The sequence below is a fragment of the Micromonospora ureilytica genome (assembly GCF_015751765.1).
GTDB lineage: Bacteria > Actinomycetota > Actinomycetes > Mycobacteriales > Micromonosporaceae > Micromonospora > Micromonospora ureilytica.
Genome location: NZ_JADOTX010000001.1, coordinates 850,864 through 865,111, shown reverse-complemented (window position 1 = coordinate 865,111; position 14,248 = coordinate 850,864). Strand labels below are relative to the sequence as shown.

The 14,248-nt window shown below is 70.1% G+C and carries 10 protein-coding genes; 5 read left to right on the top strand and 5 right to left on the bottom strand.

The annotated features are described in order from the left end of the window. Window positions 1-70 precede the first annotated feature (70 nt). Window positions 71-2,908: an ATP-binding protein gene (locus IW248_RS03835; protein WP_196925672.1), complete on the top strand. Its 2,838-nt coding sequence runs from the start codon at window positions 71-73 to the stop codon at window positions 2,906-2,908. A 70-nt stretch (window positions 2,909-2,978) separates the two neighbouring features. On the opposite strand, the gene IW248_RS03830 is transcribed toward IW248_RS03835, so the two are convergent. Beyond that, on the bottom strand, window positions 2,979-6,578 hold the full coding sequence (locus IW248_RS03830; protein WP_196925671.1) for a phosphatidylinositol-specific phospholipase C domain-containing protein: 3,600 nt from the start codon (window positions 6,576-6,578) through the stop codon (window positions 2,979-2,981). A 339-nt stretch (window positions 6,579-6,917) separates the two neighbouring features. Beyond that, window positions 6,918-7,250 carry a type II toxin-antitoxin system Phd/YefM family antitoxin gene (locus IW248_RS03825; protein WP_196925670.1) on the bottom strand — a complete coding sequence of 111 codons (333 nt, stop codon included), beginning with the start codon at window positions 7,248-7,250 and terminating at the stop codon, window positions 6,918-6,920. Window positions 7,251-7,651: 401 nt separating this feature from the next. On the opposite strand from IW248_RS03825, the gene IW248_RS03820 reads away from it, so the two are divergent. The 3 genes from IW248_RS03820 to IW248_RS03810 all read left to right on the top strand — a co-directional run bounded on the left by IW248_RS03820 (window position 7,652) and on the right by IW248_RS03810 (window position 10,363). Continuing rightward, the gene (locus IW248_RS03820) at window positions 7,652-8,464 is read left to right on the top strand and encodes a SigB/SigF/SigG family RNA polymerase sigma factor (protein ID WP_196925669.1); all 813 of its coding nucleotides are present in this window, start codon (window positions 7,652-7,654) and stop codon (window positions 8,462-8,464) included. A 197-nt stretch (window positions 8,465-8,661) separates the two neighbouring features. Further along, window positions 8,662-9,138 carry a response regulator gene (locus tag IW248_RS03815; RefSeq protein WP_307787700.1) on the top strand — a complete coding sequence of 159 codons (477 nt, stop codon included), beginning with the start codon at window positions 8,662-8,664 and terminating at the stop codon, window positions 9,136-9,138. Between the two features lie 289 nt (window positions 9,139-9,427). After that, the gene (locus tag IW248_RS03810; protein ID WP_196925667.1) at window positions 9,428-10,363 is read left to right on the top strand and encodes a DUF4394 domain-containing protein; all 936 of its coding nucleotides are present in this window, start codon (window positions 9,428-9,430) and stop codon (window positions 10,361-10,363) included. Window positions 10,364-10,525: 162 nt separating this feature from the next. Here the strand turns inward: IW248_RS03810 and IW248_RS03805 are convergent, their stop codons facing one another. From IW248_RS03805 to IW248_RS03795, 3 genes are read right to left on the bottom strand one after another with little or no spacing between them, the layout of a single operon-like run. Further along, entirely contained in the window at window positions 10,526-11,218 is a 693-nt protein-coding gene (locus IW248_RS03805; protein WP_196925666.1) for a class I SAM-dependent methyltransferase, read from the bottom strand. Continuing rightward, a complete protein-coding gene (locus IW248_RS03800; RefSeq protein ID WP_196925665.1) occupies window positions 11,215-12,015 on the bottom strand; it encodes a TIGR04282 family arsenosugar biosynthesis glycosyltransferase in 801 nt (266 codons plus the stop codon). Before IW248_RS03800 ends, IW248_RS03805 begins: the two co-directional genes overlap by 4 nt. Beyond that, window positions 12,012-12,686 carry a glycosyltransferase family 2 protein gene (locus IW248_RS03795; protein ID WP_196925664.1) on the bottom strand — a complete coding sequence of 225 codons (675 nt, stop codon included), beginning with the start codon at window positions 12,684-12,686 and terminating at the stop codon, window positions 12,012-12,014. The genes IW248_RS03800 and IW248_RS03795 overlap by 4 nt, the downstream gene beginning before the upstream one ends. A gap of 145 nt (window positions 12,687-12,831) precedes the next feature. Between IW248_RS03795 and IW248_RS03790 the strand changes: the two genes are divergently transcribed. Then, on the top strand, window positions 12,832-14,232 hold the full coding sequence (locus IW248_RS03790; RefSeq protein ID WP_196925663.1) for a hypothetical protein: 1,401 nt from the start codon (window positions 12,832-12,834) through the stop codon (window positions 14,230-14,232). Window positions 14,233-14,248 lie beyond the last annotated feature (16 nt).

The following is a 14,248-nucleotide window of genomic DNA, read 5'->3' as shown; positions in this document are numbered from 1 at the left end:
CGTGGGGCAGCCGATGGATCTGAGGCACGATGCTGACTTCCGTACATCTCCAGGGTTTCTGATCGGGCGTGTGCCCGAACTCGCGGAGCTGTGGGACGCCGTGCAACGGCTGCGTGTCGGCACCGGCGGCGTGGTCTGGATCGAGGGCGAGCCGGGGATCGGCAAGTCGTCCCTGGTGGCGGCCGCTGCCCACGTTGGCAGAGAGCTGGGCTGCCAGGTGTCCGAGGGTGTCGCCGACCAGCTGGCTCATCCGCCACTCCTGGGCGTGCTACTCGACTGCCTGGAAATCAGGCCGCGCTCGACCGATCCCCACCGGGCGCGGATCGCGGAGTTCCTGACCGACAGACGATCCGTCCTCGATCTGGCCGACGCCGGTCACGCCGCGGCGGCCGTGGACATGGTCGTCGCTCTGGTCGACGAATTGTGCACCGCCGGCCCGATGATGCTCCTCGTCGACGACGTGCAGTGGGCCGATGACGCGTCCATCGATGTGTGCCGCCGGCTGGCCTCGGTCGCCGCGTACCTGCCGTTACTGCTGGTCCTCTCCTACCGTCCCGGCACTCACCGGTCGACCGCGCGGCGGTTGCGCGACATCGCTGTCCGGCGGGACGTGGTCCGCGTCCCGCTCGGTCCCCTCGCCCCGGAGTCGGTCCGTGATCTGCTCGCCGCACTTGTGGGCGTGCCACCGGGGGGCGGACTCGTCCGGCTCGCCGCTCAGGCGGTCGGCAATCCACTCTTCCTGCGGGAACTGGTCGAGTCACTGGTTCGCGAAGACCTGCTGGACATCGGCGCGCAGGCCGAGGTGCGCGACTCGGTTGTCGGCGTGGTCCCGAGGTCGCTGGCCGCGGCCCTCGAAGGCAGGCTGAGTTCCGTCCCGGCCGGCACCGTCGAGCTGATGCGGACGGCCGCGCTGCTCGGCGGCGAATTCGCGGTCACCGAACTCGCCGCGCTGCTCGGCCGTCCGGCGATCGACTTCTCCGCCGACCTCCAGGAGGCGGTGACGGCAGGCATCCTGGTCGAGGCCGGCCCTCGGATGCGGTTCCGGCATCCGTTGCTCCGGCAGGCCCTGTACGACGGGGTGCCGGCCGCGTTGCGCGCCGCACTGCACCTGGACGTGGCACGGGCCTTGGAGTCCACCAGCGTCGAACCGCAGCGTGTGGCTCAGCATCTCCTCGCCTCCGGTGTTGTCGGGGACCGCTGGGCGCGGCGGTGGCTGGCCGAGGCCGGACCGGTGCTGGCCGGTTGGGCGCCGCACCTCGCGGCCGAGCTGCTCCGTCGCGAAGTGGACCACGATCCAGGTGACGAGGACGTACGGGTGGGGCTCTGCATGAACCTGGCGCGGGTCCTCATCGACGGAGGCGAGCACGAGGAAGCCGCCCAACGGGTGCGGCAGACCCTGGGGTTGGTCGTCGACCCGGACGACCGCGGGCAGCTGCACTGGATGCTCGCCCGCGCGCTGTTCAGTGGCGGGCACAACACCGCGGCGGTGGCCCACCTGCACCGGGCCCTCGCCCGAGCTGACCTACCCGACGCCTGGCGGGCCCGACTGCTCGCCTCGCTGGCGATGTTCCAGCGGGCGGGCTCCGGGGACCTGGCGGCGGCGGATGCCACCGCTCGGGACGCGCTGCGCATGGCAGCCGTGGCCGGAGACGCTTTCGCGACGGCGTACGCGCTGACGGGTCTCTGGGCCAGCCACTCCGTGCGACGGCAGCACCGGCTCGCCCTGCGCAGCGCGGAGGGGGCGATCGAGGCGCTGGGCTTCGTCGCCGACCACGTCGACCTGAGGGCGTTCGCCCTCCACGGACGGATCTTCTCGCTCCAGAACCTGAGCCGGTGGACGGACGCGGAGGCGGCGCTGCGTGAAGCCCGGGACTTTCTGCGCGCGGCCAACCGCATGGACGACACGACCGCCGGGGTGACCGCCGCCGTGTTGCTGTTCTGGCTGGGGCGGTGGGACGACGCCCTGGCCGAACTCGACGCGGTCGCGCAGGACACCTCGACGTCGACATACCGTGGGCTGCGCGACGGCGGCCCGGGGCGGCTCTGGCACGGTGTGTCCGCGCTCATCGCCGGCCATCGGGGCGAGCGGGTCAGGGCCGCCGCCCATCTTCGCGCGGGATTCGACCGCCCGGTCGTGACCGTCGCCGATCGGGAAAACCTCGACTTCCTGCTCGTGGCGCGGTCCCTCGCCGCCGAGCAGGACGGCGATCTGCGGATGGCGTTGGATCATTTGGGCGCTCTTCTCGACCGGCGGCCAGGGGAGATGACCCTGACCCACCAGTGGCTGCCCCGGTTCGTCCGACTCGCTCTCGCGGTCGACGACCGGTCAGCGGCGGAGGCCGGGGTACACGCCTGCCTGGCGGAGGCGGCGGCGGAGCAGGTGCCGGCGCGAGCCGCCGCGTCCGCTGATCGGTGTCGCGGCCTGCGCAGCGGCGACCCGGCGACTATTCGTTCCGCCGTGGCGCACTACCGGGCGAGCGGGGTGCCGGTGGAGCTCGCCGGGACGCTGGAGGATCTCGCTGTCGTCCTGGCCGAGCGGGGCGACACCGCGCAGGCGCGGGTCGCCCTGCACGAGGCGAGCGACCTGTACGGCGGGTTCGGCGCTACCTGGGACATCCGCCGGGCCGAGGCCAGGCTGCGCAGTCGCGGGGTACGGCGGGGTGTACGGGGTACCCGGGCCAACCGCTCCGGGCATGGCTGGGCCGCGCTGACGCCAACCGAACGGAAGGTCGCGATGCTTGTCGCGGCGGGCCGTTCGACGTCGGACATCGCGCAGAACCTGTTTCTCACCCGCCGGACGACCCAGACGCACATCTCGCGGATCCTCGCGAAACTCGGCATGCGCAGCCGGGTGGAGATCGCGGGCGCGGCGCTGCGCGAGGGCCTGGGCGGCGTCGTGGACCGCTGACGGGCGTTACCGGACGGTGCCACCCGTCCAGGGCCTCGCCGGACCCGGACGGGTGGCACTCACACTGCCGCTAGCTGGCCGGACCGATGAGCCGCCAGGGTTCCAGGTCCGAGTTGGCCCCGGTGCCGGGCACGTTGCCCTGGGTCCACCACTTGGCCTGCCAGACCTTTCCGGCGTACTTGACGCTGATGTTCTCCACCGACTGGGTCGCCGGGTTGTAGACCTTGCTGGCGTCCCAGGCCGGCGCCGAGCATCCGCCGGTCGCCGGGATCACCTTCGCGGCACCCCGGTTCTGCTCCGGCACCGAGGCGAACGTGGTACCGCCCAGCTTGAGGGTGGTGTTCACCGGCCCGGTCGCCGGGATGTAGTAGATGATCGGCACGTCCAGGCTCTGCCCGGCCGGGATGATCTGGCAGTAGTCCAGGGTGAGGCTGACCCGGTGGAAGGCGCCGGAGAGCCCGGTGCCGACATTCGGGCCGGTGTGCCCGGCCTGCACCTTCCACCGGCCGCCCTGGGCGCCGGCCTGCCAGTTGCCGTCCTTGATCAGCGGGGGTGTCGAAGTCGGCAGGTCGAAGGAGATGACGTTGTCCCTGCCGCCACCGATGGTCACCCCGGTGTTGTTGCTGATCCGGACGGTCGGGGTCAGCGGCCATAGACTCGCCGTGTCGGTCGGGTAGCGGATCAGGTCGACTGTCACGTCGAGGGCCAGTGCCGGACGCTGCACCGAACTGCCGGCGCCGCGGCTGTCGCCGTACGCGGCGGCGCCCTGGAGCCGCTCGTGCAACCGGTTGGTCAGGGTGTAGCCCATCACGCAGGGGTTGTCGGTGGTCGCCTCGGCCGGGCACTCGTAGTCACCGGAGAGTTCCCACATCATGACGCCACCCGCGCCCTTGCGGTTGACGTAGTCCACGACGTGGTCCAGGCCCTCGGTGTCCTGGATGGAGAGATAGGTCTTCTTTTCCGGGTTCCACAACCAGGCGGTGCGGGTGGTCGCGTCCCAGTGCCGGTCGTACGTGCCGGTGCGCCTGTCGCTCGGGTCGCTGTCCGGCGTGAGGCCGACCGACTTCGCGTAGCGGGGGGTGAGGTCGCGTTCCAGGTTCTTGGCGTGCCACATCGGGTTGACCCCCGCGCCGACCTCCCCACCGTTGGCGTCGCGGTCGTGCCAGATGTTGTCGATGCCGACCGCGCCGCCGCCGCACGGACGAACCAGGCCGGTACCCGGCTGACAGTCGCTGCCGACGGATCTGCCCCACATTCCGTTGCTGCCACCGGTGACGTTGCGCCAACCCCGGGTGTAGTACGGGATGCCGATGTTGATCCGCCCGGCCTGCATCGCACCGCGCAGGTGGTGGAAGGCCCAGTCGGTGTTGAAGTAGCCGATCTTCTGATATTCCGGCGTGGAGTACAGGTCACTCAGCTCCGGGTCCTTGCCGTCGTCGTGCAGGGCGGCGTTCGGACCGACCACCTCGTTCCAGGAGCCGTGGTAGTCGTACGCCATGAGGTTGGTGTAGTCCTGGTAGCGCAGCGCCTTCTGGTTCTCCATGCCCCGCACGAGGTAGCCGGAGGCCGACGTGGCGGAGGTGAGCAGGTAGTAGCGACCGTTGGTGGCGGATGCCCGGTCCAGCTTCTCCCGCAGCGTCTTCATCAGGGCCGTGTACGAGGTCGGCAGTCCCTTGCGGCGGGACCGCGCGTCGCTCCAGTCGTTCGGGTTGCCGGTGTCGTCCAGCACGGTCGGGTACTCGAAGTCGATGTCGACGCCGTCGAAGCCGTACCGGCCGAGGAAGTCGACGACCGAGTCGGAGAAGGTGTTGATTCCGGCCTGGTTGGTCGTACCGTCGGCGTTGGTGGTCATGCCGTAGAAGCCGCGGCTCTCCGCCCAGCCGCCCACCGAGATCAGCGTCTTCACCCGGGGGTGCTGACGCTTGTAGGTGGTCAACAGGTTGAAGTGCCCCCGGTACGGCAGGCTCTGGTCCATCTCGGTGCCGGGAACGTTCCAGGTCATGCCGGTTGCCGGGTTGTTCGGGCCATCCGCGCCGACCGAGATCCGGTTGTTCTCGACCCGGGCGAAGGCGTAGTTGATGTGGGTCAGTTTTGACCACGGCATGTTCTTGACCAGGTAGGAGGGCTTGCCGTCGGCCCCGGTACGGCTGCCGTTGAAGTAGCCGATCACTCGGCGGCTCCGGCCCTGGCCGAGCCACTCCCGGCCGTCGCCCTGGTAGACCCGGCAGTAGGGGGTGGTGGTACCGGCGGTCGGGATCATGCCGTCCGGGCGGCACTGCGCATGGTCGGTCGGCACCACCGGTCGGGTGCCTCCGTTGTCACCGCCGGCATGCTGCTCCATCGGGTCGCCGGCCCCGCCGTTGCGACTGCCGCCGGCCCGGCCGGCGGGATTGCGGGCGACGATCTCGTCGATCAGCTTTCCGCCCGGGAAGTCCATCATCACGATGCCGAGCCGGTCCATGGTCTGGCGTCCACCGAAGTTGCCCGCGCGGTTCGGGTAGAACTCCGGGCACCTGTCGTTGCTGGCCCGCAGGCACTGGATGAGGAACTCGTTGACCCCGGTCGCCGTCGGGGTGCCACCGGCGACCGTGTACGGATGGGCCAGGCCGCCCGTGCCGCTGGTGAAGTTCATGTAGAGCGAGCCCGGCTCGTGGTCGTGTCGGGTCTGCTCGCCACGGTTGGCGTCCCACACCCCGTTGGTCTTGCGCAGGTGCGTCCGAACACTCTCCCACTTGTCGTCGATGTCGCTGACCTGGGTGACGGTGAAGTTGTCCTGCACGTAGCCCTCGTAGGAGCCGCCGGCGGGGTAGAGCTGCCCGATGCCGTAGCCGCCGTAGATGCCGCCGGCCGGTCCGCGGAACCCGAGCAGGACGATCTTCCCGCGTACGGCGCCGAGGGACGGCGTGGTCGTCTGCTCGACACCGTTGACGGAGTTGCTCCAGAACAGGCTTCCCCAGGCTCTGCCCTGCCTCGTCTCGTCACCGTTGCCGGTGTGGTAGCGGCCGGTGAGGTACGAGTCGAAGACCTTCCGGCGCCACTCGGTGCTGTCGTAGCCCTCCGCGTCGGCGCAACTTCCATCGCTGCCCAGGCACTCGGCCTTGAGGTTCAGCAGCACCGTCTCGGTCGGGTTCGCCCGCAGGAACGTCTCGATCTTCGTGAGCACGTCGGTGAAGTTGGCCCACTGGTAGTAGACACCGTGGTGGACGGTGAACGTCAGTCCGGCGTCGCCTCTGTCCACCCGGACCCTGATGTCGATCGACCGGATGCCGGCGTCCAGTTGGGTGGCCAGGGTCTCCGCGCTGTACCCATGGCGTTCCTGTGTCTGGGTGAGGCTCGTCGAGATGAATTCGCAGTCGCCGTTGCCCGCCGACTGGCCGCAGAGCGCGAGGGTGTCGTGGGTGCCGGGAATGGACAGGTCGGCCAGGCTGGCGTCGTCCGACACCCGTGACATCCAGTCCCGGTTGGCCTCGGCGGCGGATTCGATGGTGCTGTAGTGGTCGTTGGCGAAGGCGGGCGTGGCCGGACCGGCGACAGCTGTCGCGGTCGTCGCGACCAGGGTCAGGACGAGCAGGGCGATCGCTGGCCTCGGCTGTCGGGAGCGCCGTGGCCACCGGAGAACCGGCTTCTTCGCCGGACCCGGTGCGGCGGATGCTGAGTGTGTCGTCGGCATGGCAGACCTCCGGCAGGCGTAATCGCACGTGCGAGCACGCATCGATGGAACTACCTGCAGTCTTGGTGCCGCGCCGCGTCGAGACATCTGTCAGATGACGACGATCTACGCTGATGACGACGGGGGTCCCGCGGGGCCTATGCGTCGTGTAAGAGGAAGTCGGTCACGAAGCAGGTGATCTCTCCGCGCCGCGTGCAGCCGACCAAGATCTGATAAGTCCCGTCGCCCTCTCCAGTGGGCAACGGTCTCGTCACCCTCGTCGCCGGAACAACCATCCACCTCCGAGCGCGGTATGACGGGCCGGATCGAGGACACGGGGACGGTCCTGCGTCGACTGGGTCACCGGCCTGCCTGATTCACCGCGGCGACGGGACTGACCAACGGTGCGGACAACGGACGCTCGCGCCGCTGTCGTGAGCGGGCATCATCGACGTGCGGGTCCTCCCCTGGCGGGCTGAGCCGATCCAGCAGGGCCCACAGCTCGGCCAACAACGCCTGATGGCCGCCGACGTGAGTGGGAGCGATCACTGCCGCCGGCCGGCCGTGCTTGGTCAGCACCGTGACTTCACCCAGAAGGTCTGCTCGGGCAACGAGTTCCGAAAAGCTGGCCTTCGCCTCACGCAGCGGCACGTGCGGCACCCAAGCCACGTCGGCATGATCAGCTTCCGGCATTGGGTCATTGTGACCACACCGCCGCCGCTGGTGGAAGCGGCCGATCGGCTCTGCCGGTGAGCGGTCCGTCACCGGTGTCGTCGGGAGTTGCCCGACCCGCACCAGCGGCTCACGCAGCGGAACCGCCGTCGGGATGAGCGGCGGCGGACAAGCTCGAAGGCAGCAGTCCTCTGCCTGGCTTTCGTCTGCGCTTGCTGACCGCCGCCGCTGATGTCGGCAGCGGAGGGGACAGCTCGATATCGGCGGCGGCTTACGTGACCCGACTCGGGAGTAGACCGAGCGACTGAGCTGTGCCACCTCAACCTTTCGGCTAGGTTTCTGGTGCCCTTTCGTCTAGCCTCTGCTCAGACGGTTGGCGCCGGACAGGCGGAGCGCGGCCGGTGCGATGCGGAGGAACCAGCATGACCATCACCACTGACCGGCCCGCGCCGACGAGCACCCGCACCGACGAGGCCTCGACCGACTCGACCGCCACGACGTTGCTCCTCGCGATGGCGGCGATGCCCGCCGGTCACCCGTCACGGGCCGCGCTGCGGGACCGCGCGATCGAGGCGTGGCTGCCGCTGGCCAATCACCTCGCCCGTCGCTACACCGGGCGCGGCGAACCCACCGGAGACCTGACGCAGACCGCGGCGATGGGCCTGATCAAGGCAGTCGACAAGTTCGACCCGTCACGTGGGGTGGACTTCGCCGGCTACGCGATCCCCACCATCGTCGGGGAACTCAAGCGCCACTTCCGGGACCGCACCTGGGACATCCGCGTGCCACGCCGCCTGCAAGAGATGCGCCTGGCGATCTCCGACGCCAACAGCGCCCTGCTGCAAACGCTGGGCCGTTCGCCGACCGTCGCCGACATCGCCGCGCACCTCAAGCTCACCGAGGAAGAAGTCCTCGAAGGCCTCGAAGGCGCACGCGCGTACAACGCCGTGTCGCTGTCCACCCCTGTGGGCGACGGCGAACGCGGCACCGAACTGGGCGAGATGCTGGGCGGCGAAGACGCCGAGTTCGCCCACGCCGAGCTGCGAGTGGCCCTCGGCCCCGCGCTGGCCACACTCGACGAGCGCGAGCAGAAGATCCTTACCCTGCGCTTCTACGGCAACCAGACCCAGAGCGAGATCGCCGACCAGATCGGCGTCTCGCAGATGCACGTCTCGCGCCTGCTGGCCCGCGCACTCGTCAAGCTACGCGCGCACCTGGCCGACGTCGCCTACTGATCGCCCGACCTACTGCGAAACTCAGCCGCACGCTCGCGGCAGGAGACACGCAGCCCGTCATGAGGCCAGTCGCCTGGGCCGGCTTCGCTGCTACCGACAGCACCCGGACTCCACAGGGCCCATGGTCGACACGGCCAGTCACGAGAACGATTGATCAATCATCGTGGCTGGCCGCCTACGGTCGTAGGCTCGTGCACGTGAACACTGCCGCCGACGCCACCGGCACCCGGTTCTCCGCACTGCGCATCCTGCTGGTCGAGGACGACCTGGCCGACGTCGCACTGATCGAAAACGCTGTCGCGGCGGGCGGTCTGCCCACCGAGCTGCACCAGGTCGACGACGGCGAGGAAGCCATGGCATTCCTGAACCGCACCGGCGCCCACACAAACGCGCCACGCCCCGATCTGGTCATCCTCGACTTGAACATGCCCCGGATGAACGGTCGCGAGGTCCTGTCGGCGGTGAAGTCCGACGACCATCTGAAGGCGATTCCCATCGTGGTGTTCACGACCTCCGGCATCGACGCGGATGTTCTGGCCAGCTACTCCGCACACGCCAACGCGTACGTCACCAAGCCCCTCGACCTTCCTACCTTCGAGCGCGTCGTCAGCGACATCCACCGCTTCTACAGCAACATCGCCTCGCTCCCTCCCGCACCGCCGGACCTCGGCTAGGTCCGCGGGGCTGGCACTGCCGCAGGCGACTCCAGCCTTCCCGCAGTCAGCACCCGCCGGCTCTGATGGTCGATGGGCGCGCTCAGATGTTCCAGCACGGTGACTGCCTCAGGTGGATTGCATCGTGCAGAAGGTGCGAAAGTTGAAGGAAAGGCCGAATCCCGACAGATGCTGCGGATCGCCTCTACATAGGCTCTGAGCAGGGAATTCTTCCCTGCACTGTCGCCGGCAACGGCGTCGGATTCCGCCGAGGAGTCCGTCGGTGCATCTGATCAAGGAAGTGCCTCTCATGCACCGTACGCTTCGCCGAGGACTGCTCGTAGCCGCCACGATGATGGTCGCCAGCATCGGGATCACCGCGACGCCAGTCACCGCCGCCCGACCAAGCCACAGCACAGCCACGAGCCTCCCGGCGCACGGCCTGCCCTCGTTGGGCACTGGGACCTGCACCCTGCTGTGGGACCTGCTCAACGCCGGAGGCCGCAACGGGCTCGTCGCCATCGGTCTCACCGACGGCCAGCAGCTGATCAAGTTCGCCGCCAACCGCCCCGCCCTGGCCTGCACCATCGGCCCGGTCGACCTGCCCGGCAGCGAAGCGCTCATCGGCATCGACTTTCGCGTCCAGGACGGCCAGCTCTACGGCGTCGGCAACACCGGCGGCGTCTACGCGCTGAACACGCGCACCGCGGCGGCCACACAGGTCAGCCAACTGACCGTCGCACTGAACGGCACGTCGTTCGGCGTCGACTTCAACCCCGCCGCCGACCGACTCCGGATCATCAGCGACACCGGCCAGAACCTGCGCCACAACATCAACCCCGGCGGCACGACACTTGTCGACGGCTCTCTCACCTACCCGCCCAGCACCGCCGCCGCCGGTGTCACCGGTGCGGCGTACACCAACAACGACCTCAACCCCGCCACCGCTACCACCCTGTTCGACATCGACACCACCCTCGACCAGGTTGCCCTGCAATCCCCCGCCAACTCCGGGCAACTGGCCGCCACCGGCGCACTGGGGGTCAACGCGACCCTCCACGCAGGCTTCGACATCCACAGCCAGCTGAGTGGAGACCGCGCCGTGGCCAACAACGCCTACGCCGTACTCAACGGCATCGCCAGCTCCCGGCTCTATCGGGTCGACCTGCTCACCGGCGCGGCTCAGACGACAGGCGTGTTCAACGGGCACGTGGTCCTCGATCTCGCCCTGCTCCTACGGCAGTAGCCAGGCCGGGTGGGCATGGTGCTCCGCGGGCCACAGTGATCGCTGGCCGAGGCTGCTAGGTCACACCCTTCCCGCCCGGTCTGCAGGCCTGCCCGCCACGACTGGGCCTGCCTTTCACACCCGACCAACGGACCCCCGAGCAGATGTTCGCTGGCACCGACCCTACTTCGTCGGGTTGACCACGCCGGAGCTGTCCGTGTCCAACTCGCCGAACCAGCGACGATCGCGGCGGAACACCTCGCGGACAGTGAACCCGGCGGCAGCAGCCACCCCGGTGACCGCCATGGTGTCGAGCCGGGCCCACCGAAACGGTGGCCCGAGGCGCGAACCACCGCAGGCGGCCTGGATGGCCAATTGGGCCTGACCCCGCCACAATCCGGGACCCGGTGGTTCGAGTTCGACGAGCACGGTGCCGCCGGGGCGCAGCAGGTCATGGCACCGGCCGAGGAGGGTGACGGGGTCACCGCCGATGCCGATGTTTCCGTCTATCAGGAGCACATGCGCCCAGCGCCCTTCTGCGGGCAGTGGGGCGAAGACGTCTCTCTGGAGGGCAATCGCGCCTCGGGCTCGGGTCAGGCGGACCGCGTGCGCGGAGATGTCGACTCCGACCGCTGTCAGTCCGGCCCGGGTGAGTGCCAGTGTGAGCCGGCCTGGACCGCAGCCCAGGTCGAGGGTCGGGCCGGTGCACCGGGCGACGAGTGCGGCCACCGCCGGTTCGGCTGGACCGTGCCACCGGCGTACCGGTAGGCGGCTGCGCCAGCCGTTGTCGCCGTGTACCAGCCAGTGGTCGTCGGTGCGGTGCCGTAATGCGCTGCCGAATGCCTCGGTCGGTCTGGCCCGTAGGCGACGGCTCATCCTGGGAACCCGGGTGTCAGGCTGCGCTGGACCGCCGCGACCTGGCGCGCGAAGCGGCTGCAGGTAGCGTGCCGCGCCGGATGGGCCGCGTCCTCGCCCCCGGACTGCCCGGGCATGACTGCCGCGGCCCGCCCAGGACGACCGTTGGCAATCACGTCGATCGACCATGCTGATGCATCACGGGAAGTCGACGCGGCCACCGCCAGCGCGTCGGGCCACTCGTCGACGTCGCGAAGGAGGGGTAGGGAATCGACGCGCAAGCCCCGCTCGCGCAGGGCCGCGATGGTGTGGTGTCCGGTCAGTGCGGTGGACATCGGCACGGCCGTCAGTACGGCGGCGTGCCGGGGGTTGTGCAGACCCAGGGCCCACCACCCGCCGTCGATGGCGGGGCCGAGCACCGCGTCGCCCAGGGTGAGACGGTGGACGGCCTCGTCGAGGTGCGCCGGCGTCAGCTGTGGCGTGTCCATGCCGATCTGGAGCACCGGTCGACCGGGGTAGGCGTCAGCCACGTCGGCGTGGGCGTTGGCGAGACGGTTGCCGAGGTCGGTGCCTCGCTGCGGCAGGATCTGCCAGCCGGCGATGGCTGCGGTCAGCTCGGTGGCTTCCTCGCCATCGGCCAGTTGACCGTGAAGGGCGAGGACGGGTGTGACGCCGGGTGTGGCGCGTACGGTGTCCAGGCTGTCCAGCAGTGCTGCGGCGGCGATCCGGGCCGCCTGGCGGTGGCTGGCCGGTGGGCAGAGACGGGTCTTCACCGCCCCGGGCACGGGTGCCTTCGCCATTACCAGCAGGACGGTCACCGCGATCGCTCCACCGTACGCAGGACCCCGGCGAAATCGCGGGTCGCGCGGAGCGTGCCGCGTACCGAGCCGGAGACCTTCGACCGGGTGCCGGCGGCGCGGTGCGAGTACCGCACGTCGAGTTCCCGGATCCGCCAGCCCGCGGCGGCGGCGCGGATGAGTAGTTCCAACGGGTATCCGAAGGCGCGGTCGGTGACTCCGAGGCCGAGCAGCGCGTCGCGGCGGGCCACCCGAATCGGGCTGAGGTCGCGCAGCGGTATGCCCCGGTGCCGCAGCAGCGCCGCGACAAGCGCGGTGCCGGCTCGGGCATGCCACGGCCAGACGCCGGCGGCGACGGGCCGACGACGACCGACCACCAGATCGGCCGACCCGCTGGCCACCGGCGCGACAAGAGCCGGGAGTTCGGTGGGATCGAAGGAGCCGTCGGCGTCGAGCACACAAACAAGTGCGGTCTCGGCCGCCTCCAGCCCGCTGTGTACGGCCGCGCCGTAGCCCCGGCGCGCTTCGTGGACGACCCGGGCGCCGTGCCGGGCCGCGACCTCCGCTGATCCGTCCCGGGAGCCGTTGTCCACCACGATCGCCCGGTAGCCGGGTGGCAGGGCGGTCAGGACGCCGGGTAGTGCCGCGGCTTCGTCGAGGCACGGCAGTACCACGTCGATCGGTGATGGCATACCGGAAACGCTAGGACGCCAAGCCGTCCGAGATAGGCGAAATCGGACCATCAGCATCCTCGCCAGCGTCACTCCCTCACCGAACGGTGATGTCCTGCCCGTTCCCGCGGCACCGGGCCGGCGATGGCCGTACCGTCCGGTCGTCATGAAAGTGCTCGCGCCGCTGCGGCGGGGACCGGAACTGCCCGCCCGGCGCGTCGACGCCGACCTGGTGGTGCTCGGCGTCGAGGTGGCGTTGGTCGCCGCCGCGGTGGCGGTGGGGCTGCTGCTCAACGCGCGCGGTGTCGGTCTGCACGCCGACGCCGCGCCGCTGTACGCCAGCTGGCGTCCGCACCTGGGCTGGGGCACTCCGGCCGCGCTACTGGTCGCCGCCGGGGTGCTCGGCCGGGGCGTCCGGTGGGCGCGGACCGCCGGATGGGGTCGGCTGCTGGTCGCGGGCTACCTTGCGGCGGTCGCGTGGACGATGTCGTTGGCGCTGGTGGACGGCTGGTCGGCCGGTTTCACCCGACGACTCACCCCGCAGGCTGAATACCTGCACGAGGTGCCCCGGGTCACCGACGTCACGGCCATGCTGGCCGGCTTCAGCGCACGGATTCTCGACTTCCAGCCGGACTCGTGGTCCACCCACACCGCCGGCCATCCACCGGGGGCTCTGCTGGTCTTCGTCGGGTTGGACCGGATCGGCCTCGGCGGTCCCACCGCCGCCGCCCTGGCATGCGTGCTGGTGGGAGCGACGGTGACCGTGTCGGTGCCGGTGACGCTGCGGGCACTCGGTGCGGGGCAGGCAGCCCGTGACGTGCTGCCGTTCCTGGTGCTGCTGCCCGGCGCGATCTGGGTGGGAGTCTCGGCCGATGGCATCTTCACCGGGGTGGTGGCGGCGGGGCTGGCCCTGCTGGCGGTGCGTGCTCTGGTCGCCGCCGCGGTCGGGGGCCTGCTGCTCGGCTTCGCCCTCTACCTGTCGTACGGCTTCGTACTTGTCGGCGTCCTGGCCCTGGCAGTGGTGGCGCTGCGGCCTCGGGACCGGTGGCCGGTACTGCTCGCGGCACTGGCCGGGGCCGGCACGGTGGTGGCCACGTTCACGCTGGCCGGCTTCTGGTGGCTGGACGGCTACCACCTGGTGGTGCAGCGGTACCACCAGGGCTGGGCGGCGGATCGCCCGTACGGCTACTGGGTGTGGGCGAACATCGCGGCGCTTCTGCTCTGTGTGGGCCCGGTGCTCGGGACCGCGCTGCGCCGGACCGCGCTCGCGTCGGCCGCTCCTGCGTGGACCGTTGCGATGCGATGGCGCGGGCCGGACCGAGCCGGGATGATCGCCCTGCGGGAAGCCGGGCCCACGGTGCTGCTGCCACTGGCCGCCGTGTTGGCGGTCGGCGCGGCTGACCTGTCCGGGCTGAGCAAGGCGGAGGTGGAACGGATCTGGCTACCGTTCGTGGTCTGGCTGCTGGTGGCCGCCGCCCACCTGCCACCGCCCGCCCAACGGTTCTGGCTGGCCGGGCAGGTGGTTACCGCCCTCGCGGTCAGCCACCTGCTGTGGACGGTCTCCTGATCCGCAAGGCGACGGT

Bases quoted from the DNA above. Each gene is read 5' to 3' on its own strand.
- IW248_RS03810 (WP_196925667.1), top strand. From the start codon at position 9,428: ATGCACCGTACGCTTCGCCGAGGACTGCTCGTAGCCGCCACGATGATG.
- IW248_RS03805 (WP_196925666.1), bottom strand. From the start codon at position 11,218: ATGAGCCGTCGCCTACGGGCCAGACCGACCGAGGCATTCGGCAGCGCA.
- IW248_RS03820 (WP_196925669.1), top strand. From the start codon at position 7,652: ATGACCATCACCACTGACCGGCCCGCGCCGACGAGCACCCGCACCGAC.
- IW248_RS03795 (WP_196925664.1), bottom strand. From the start codon at position 12,686: ATGCCATCACCGATCGACGTGGTACTGCCGTGCCTCGACGAAGCCGCG.
- IW248_RS03790 (WP_196925663.1), top strand. From the start codon at position 12,832: ATGAAAGTGCTCGCGCCGCTGCGGCGGGGACCGGAACTGCCCGCCCGG.
- IW248_RS03825 (WP_196925670.1), bottom strand. From the start codon at position 7,250: ATGCCGGAAGCTGATCATGCCGACGTGGCTTGGGTGCCGCACGTGCCG.
- IW248_RS03830 (WP_196925671.1), bottom strand. From the start codon at position 6,578: ATGCCGACGACACACTCAGCATCCGCCGCACCGGGTCCGGCGAAGAAG.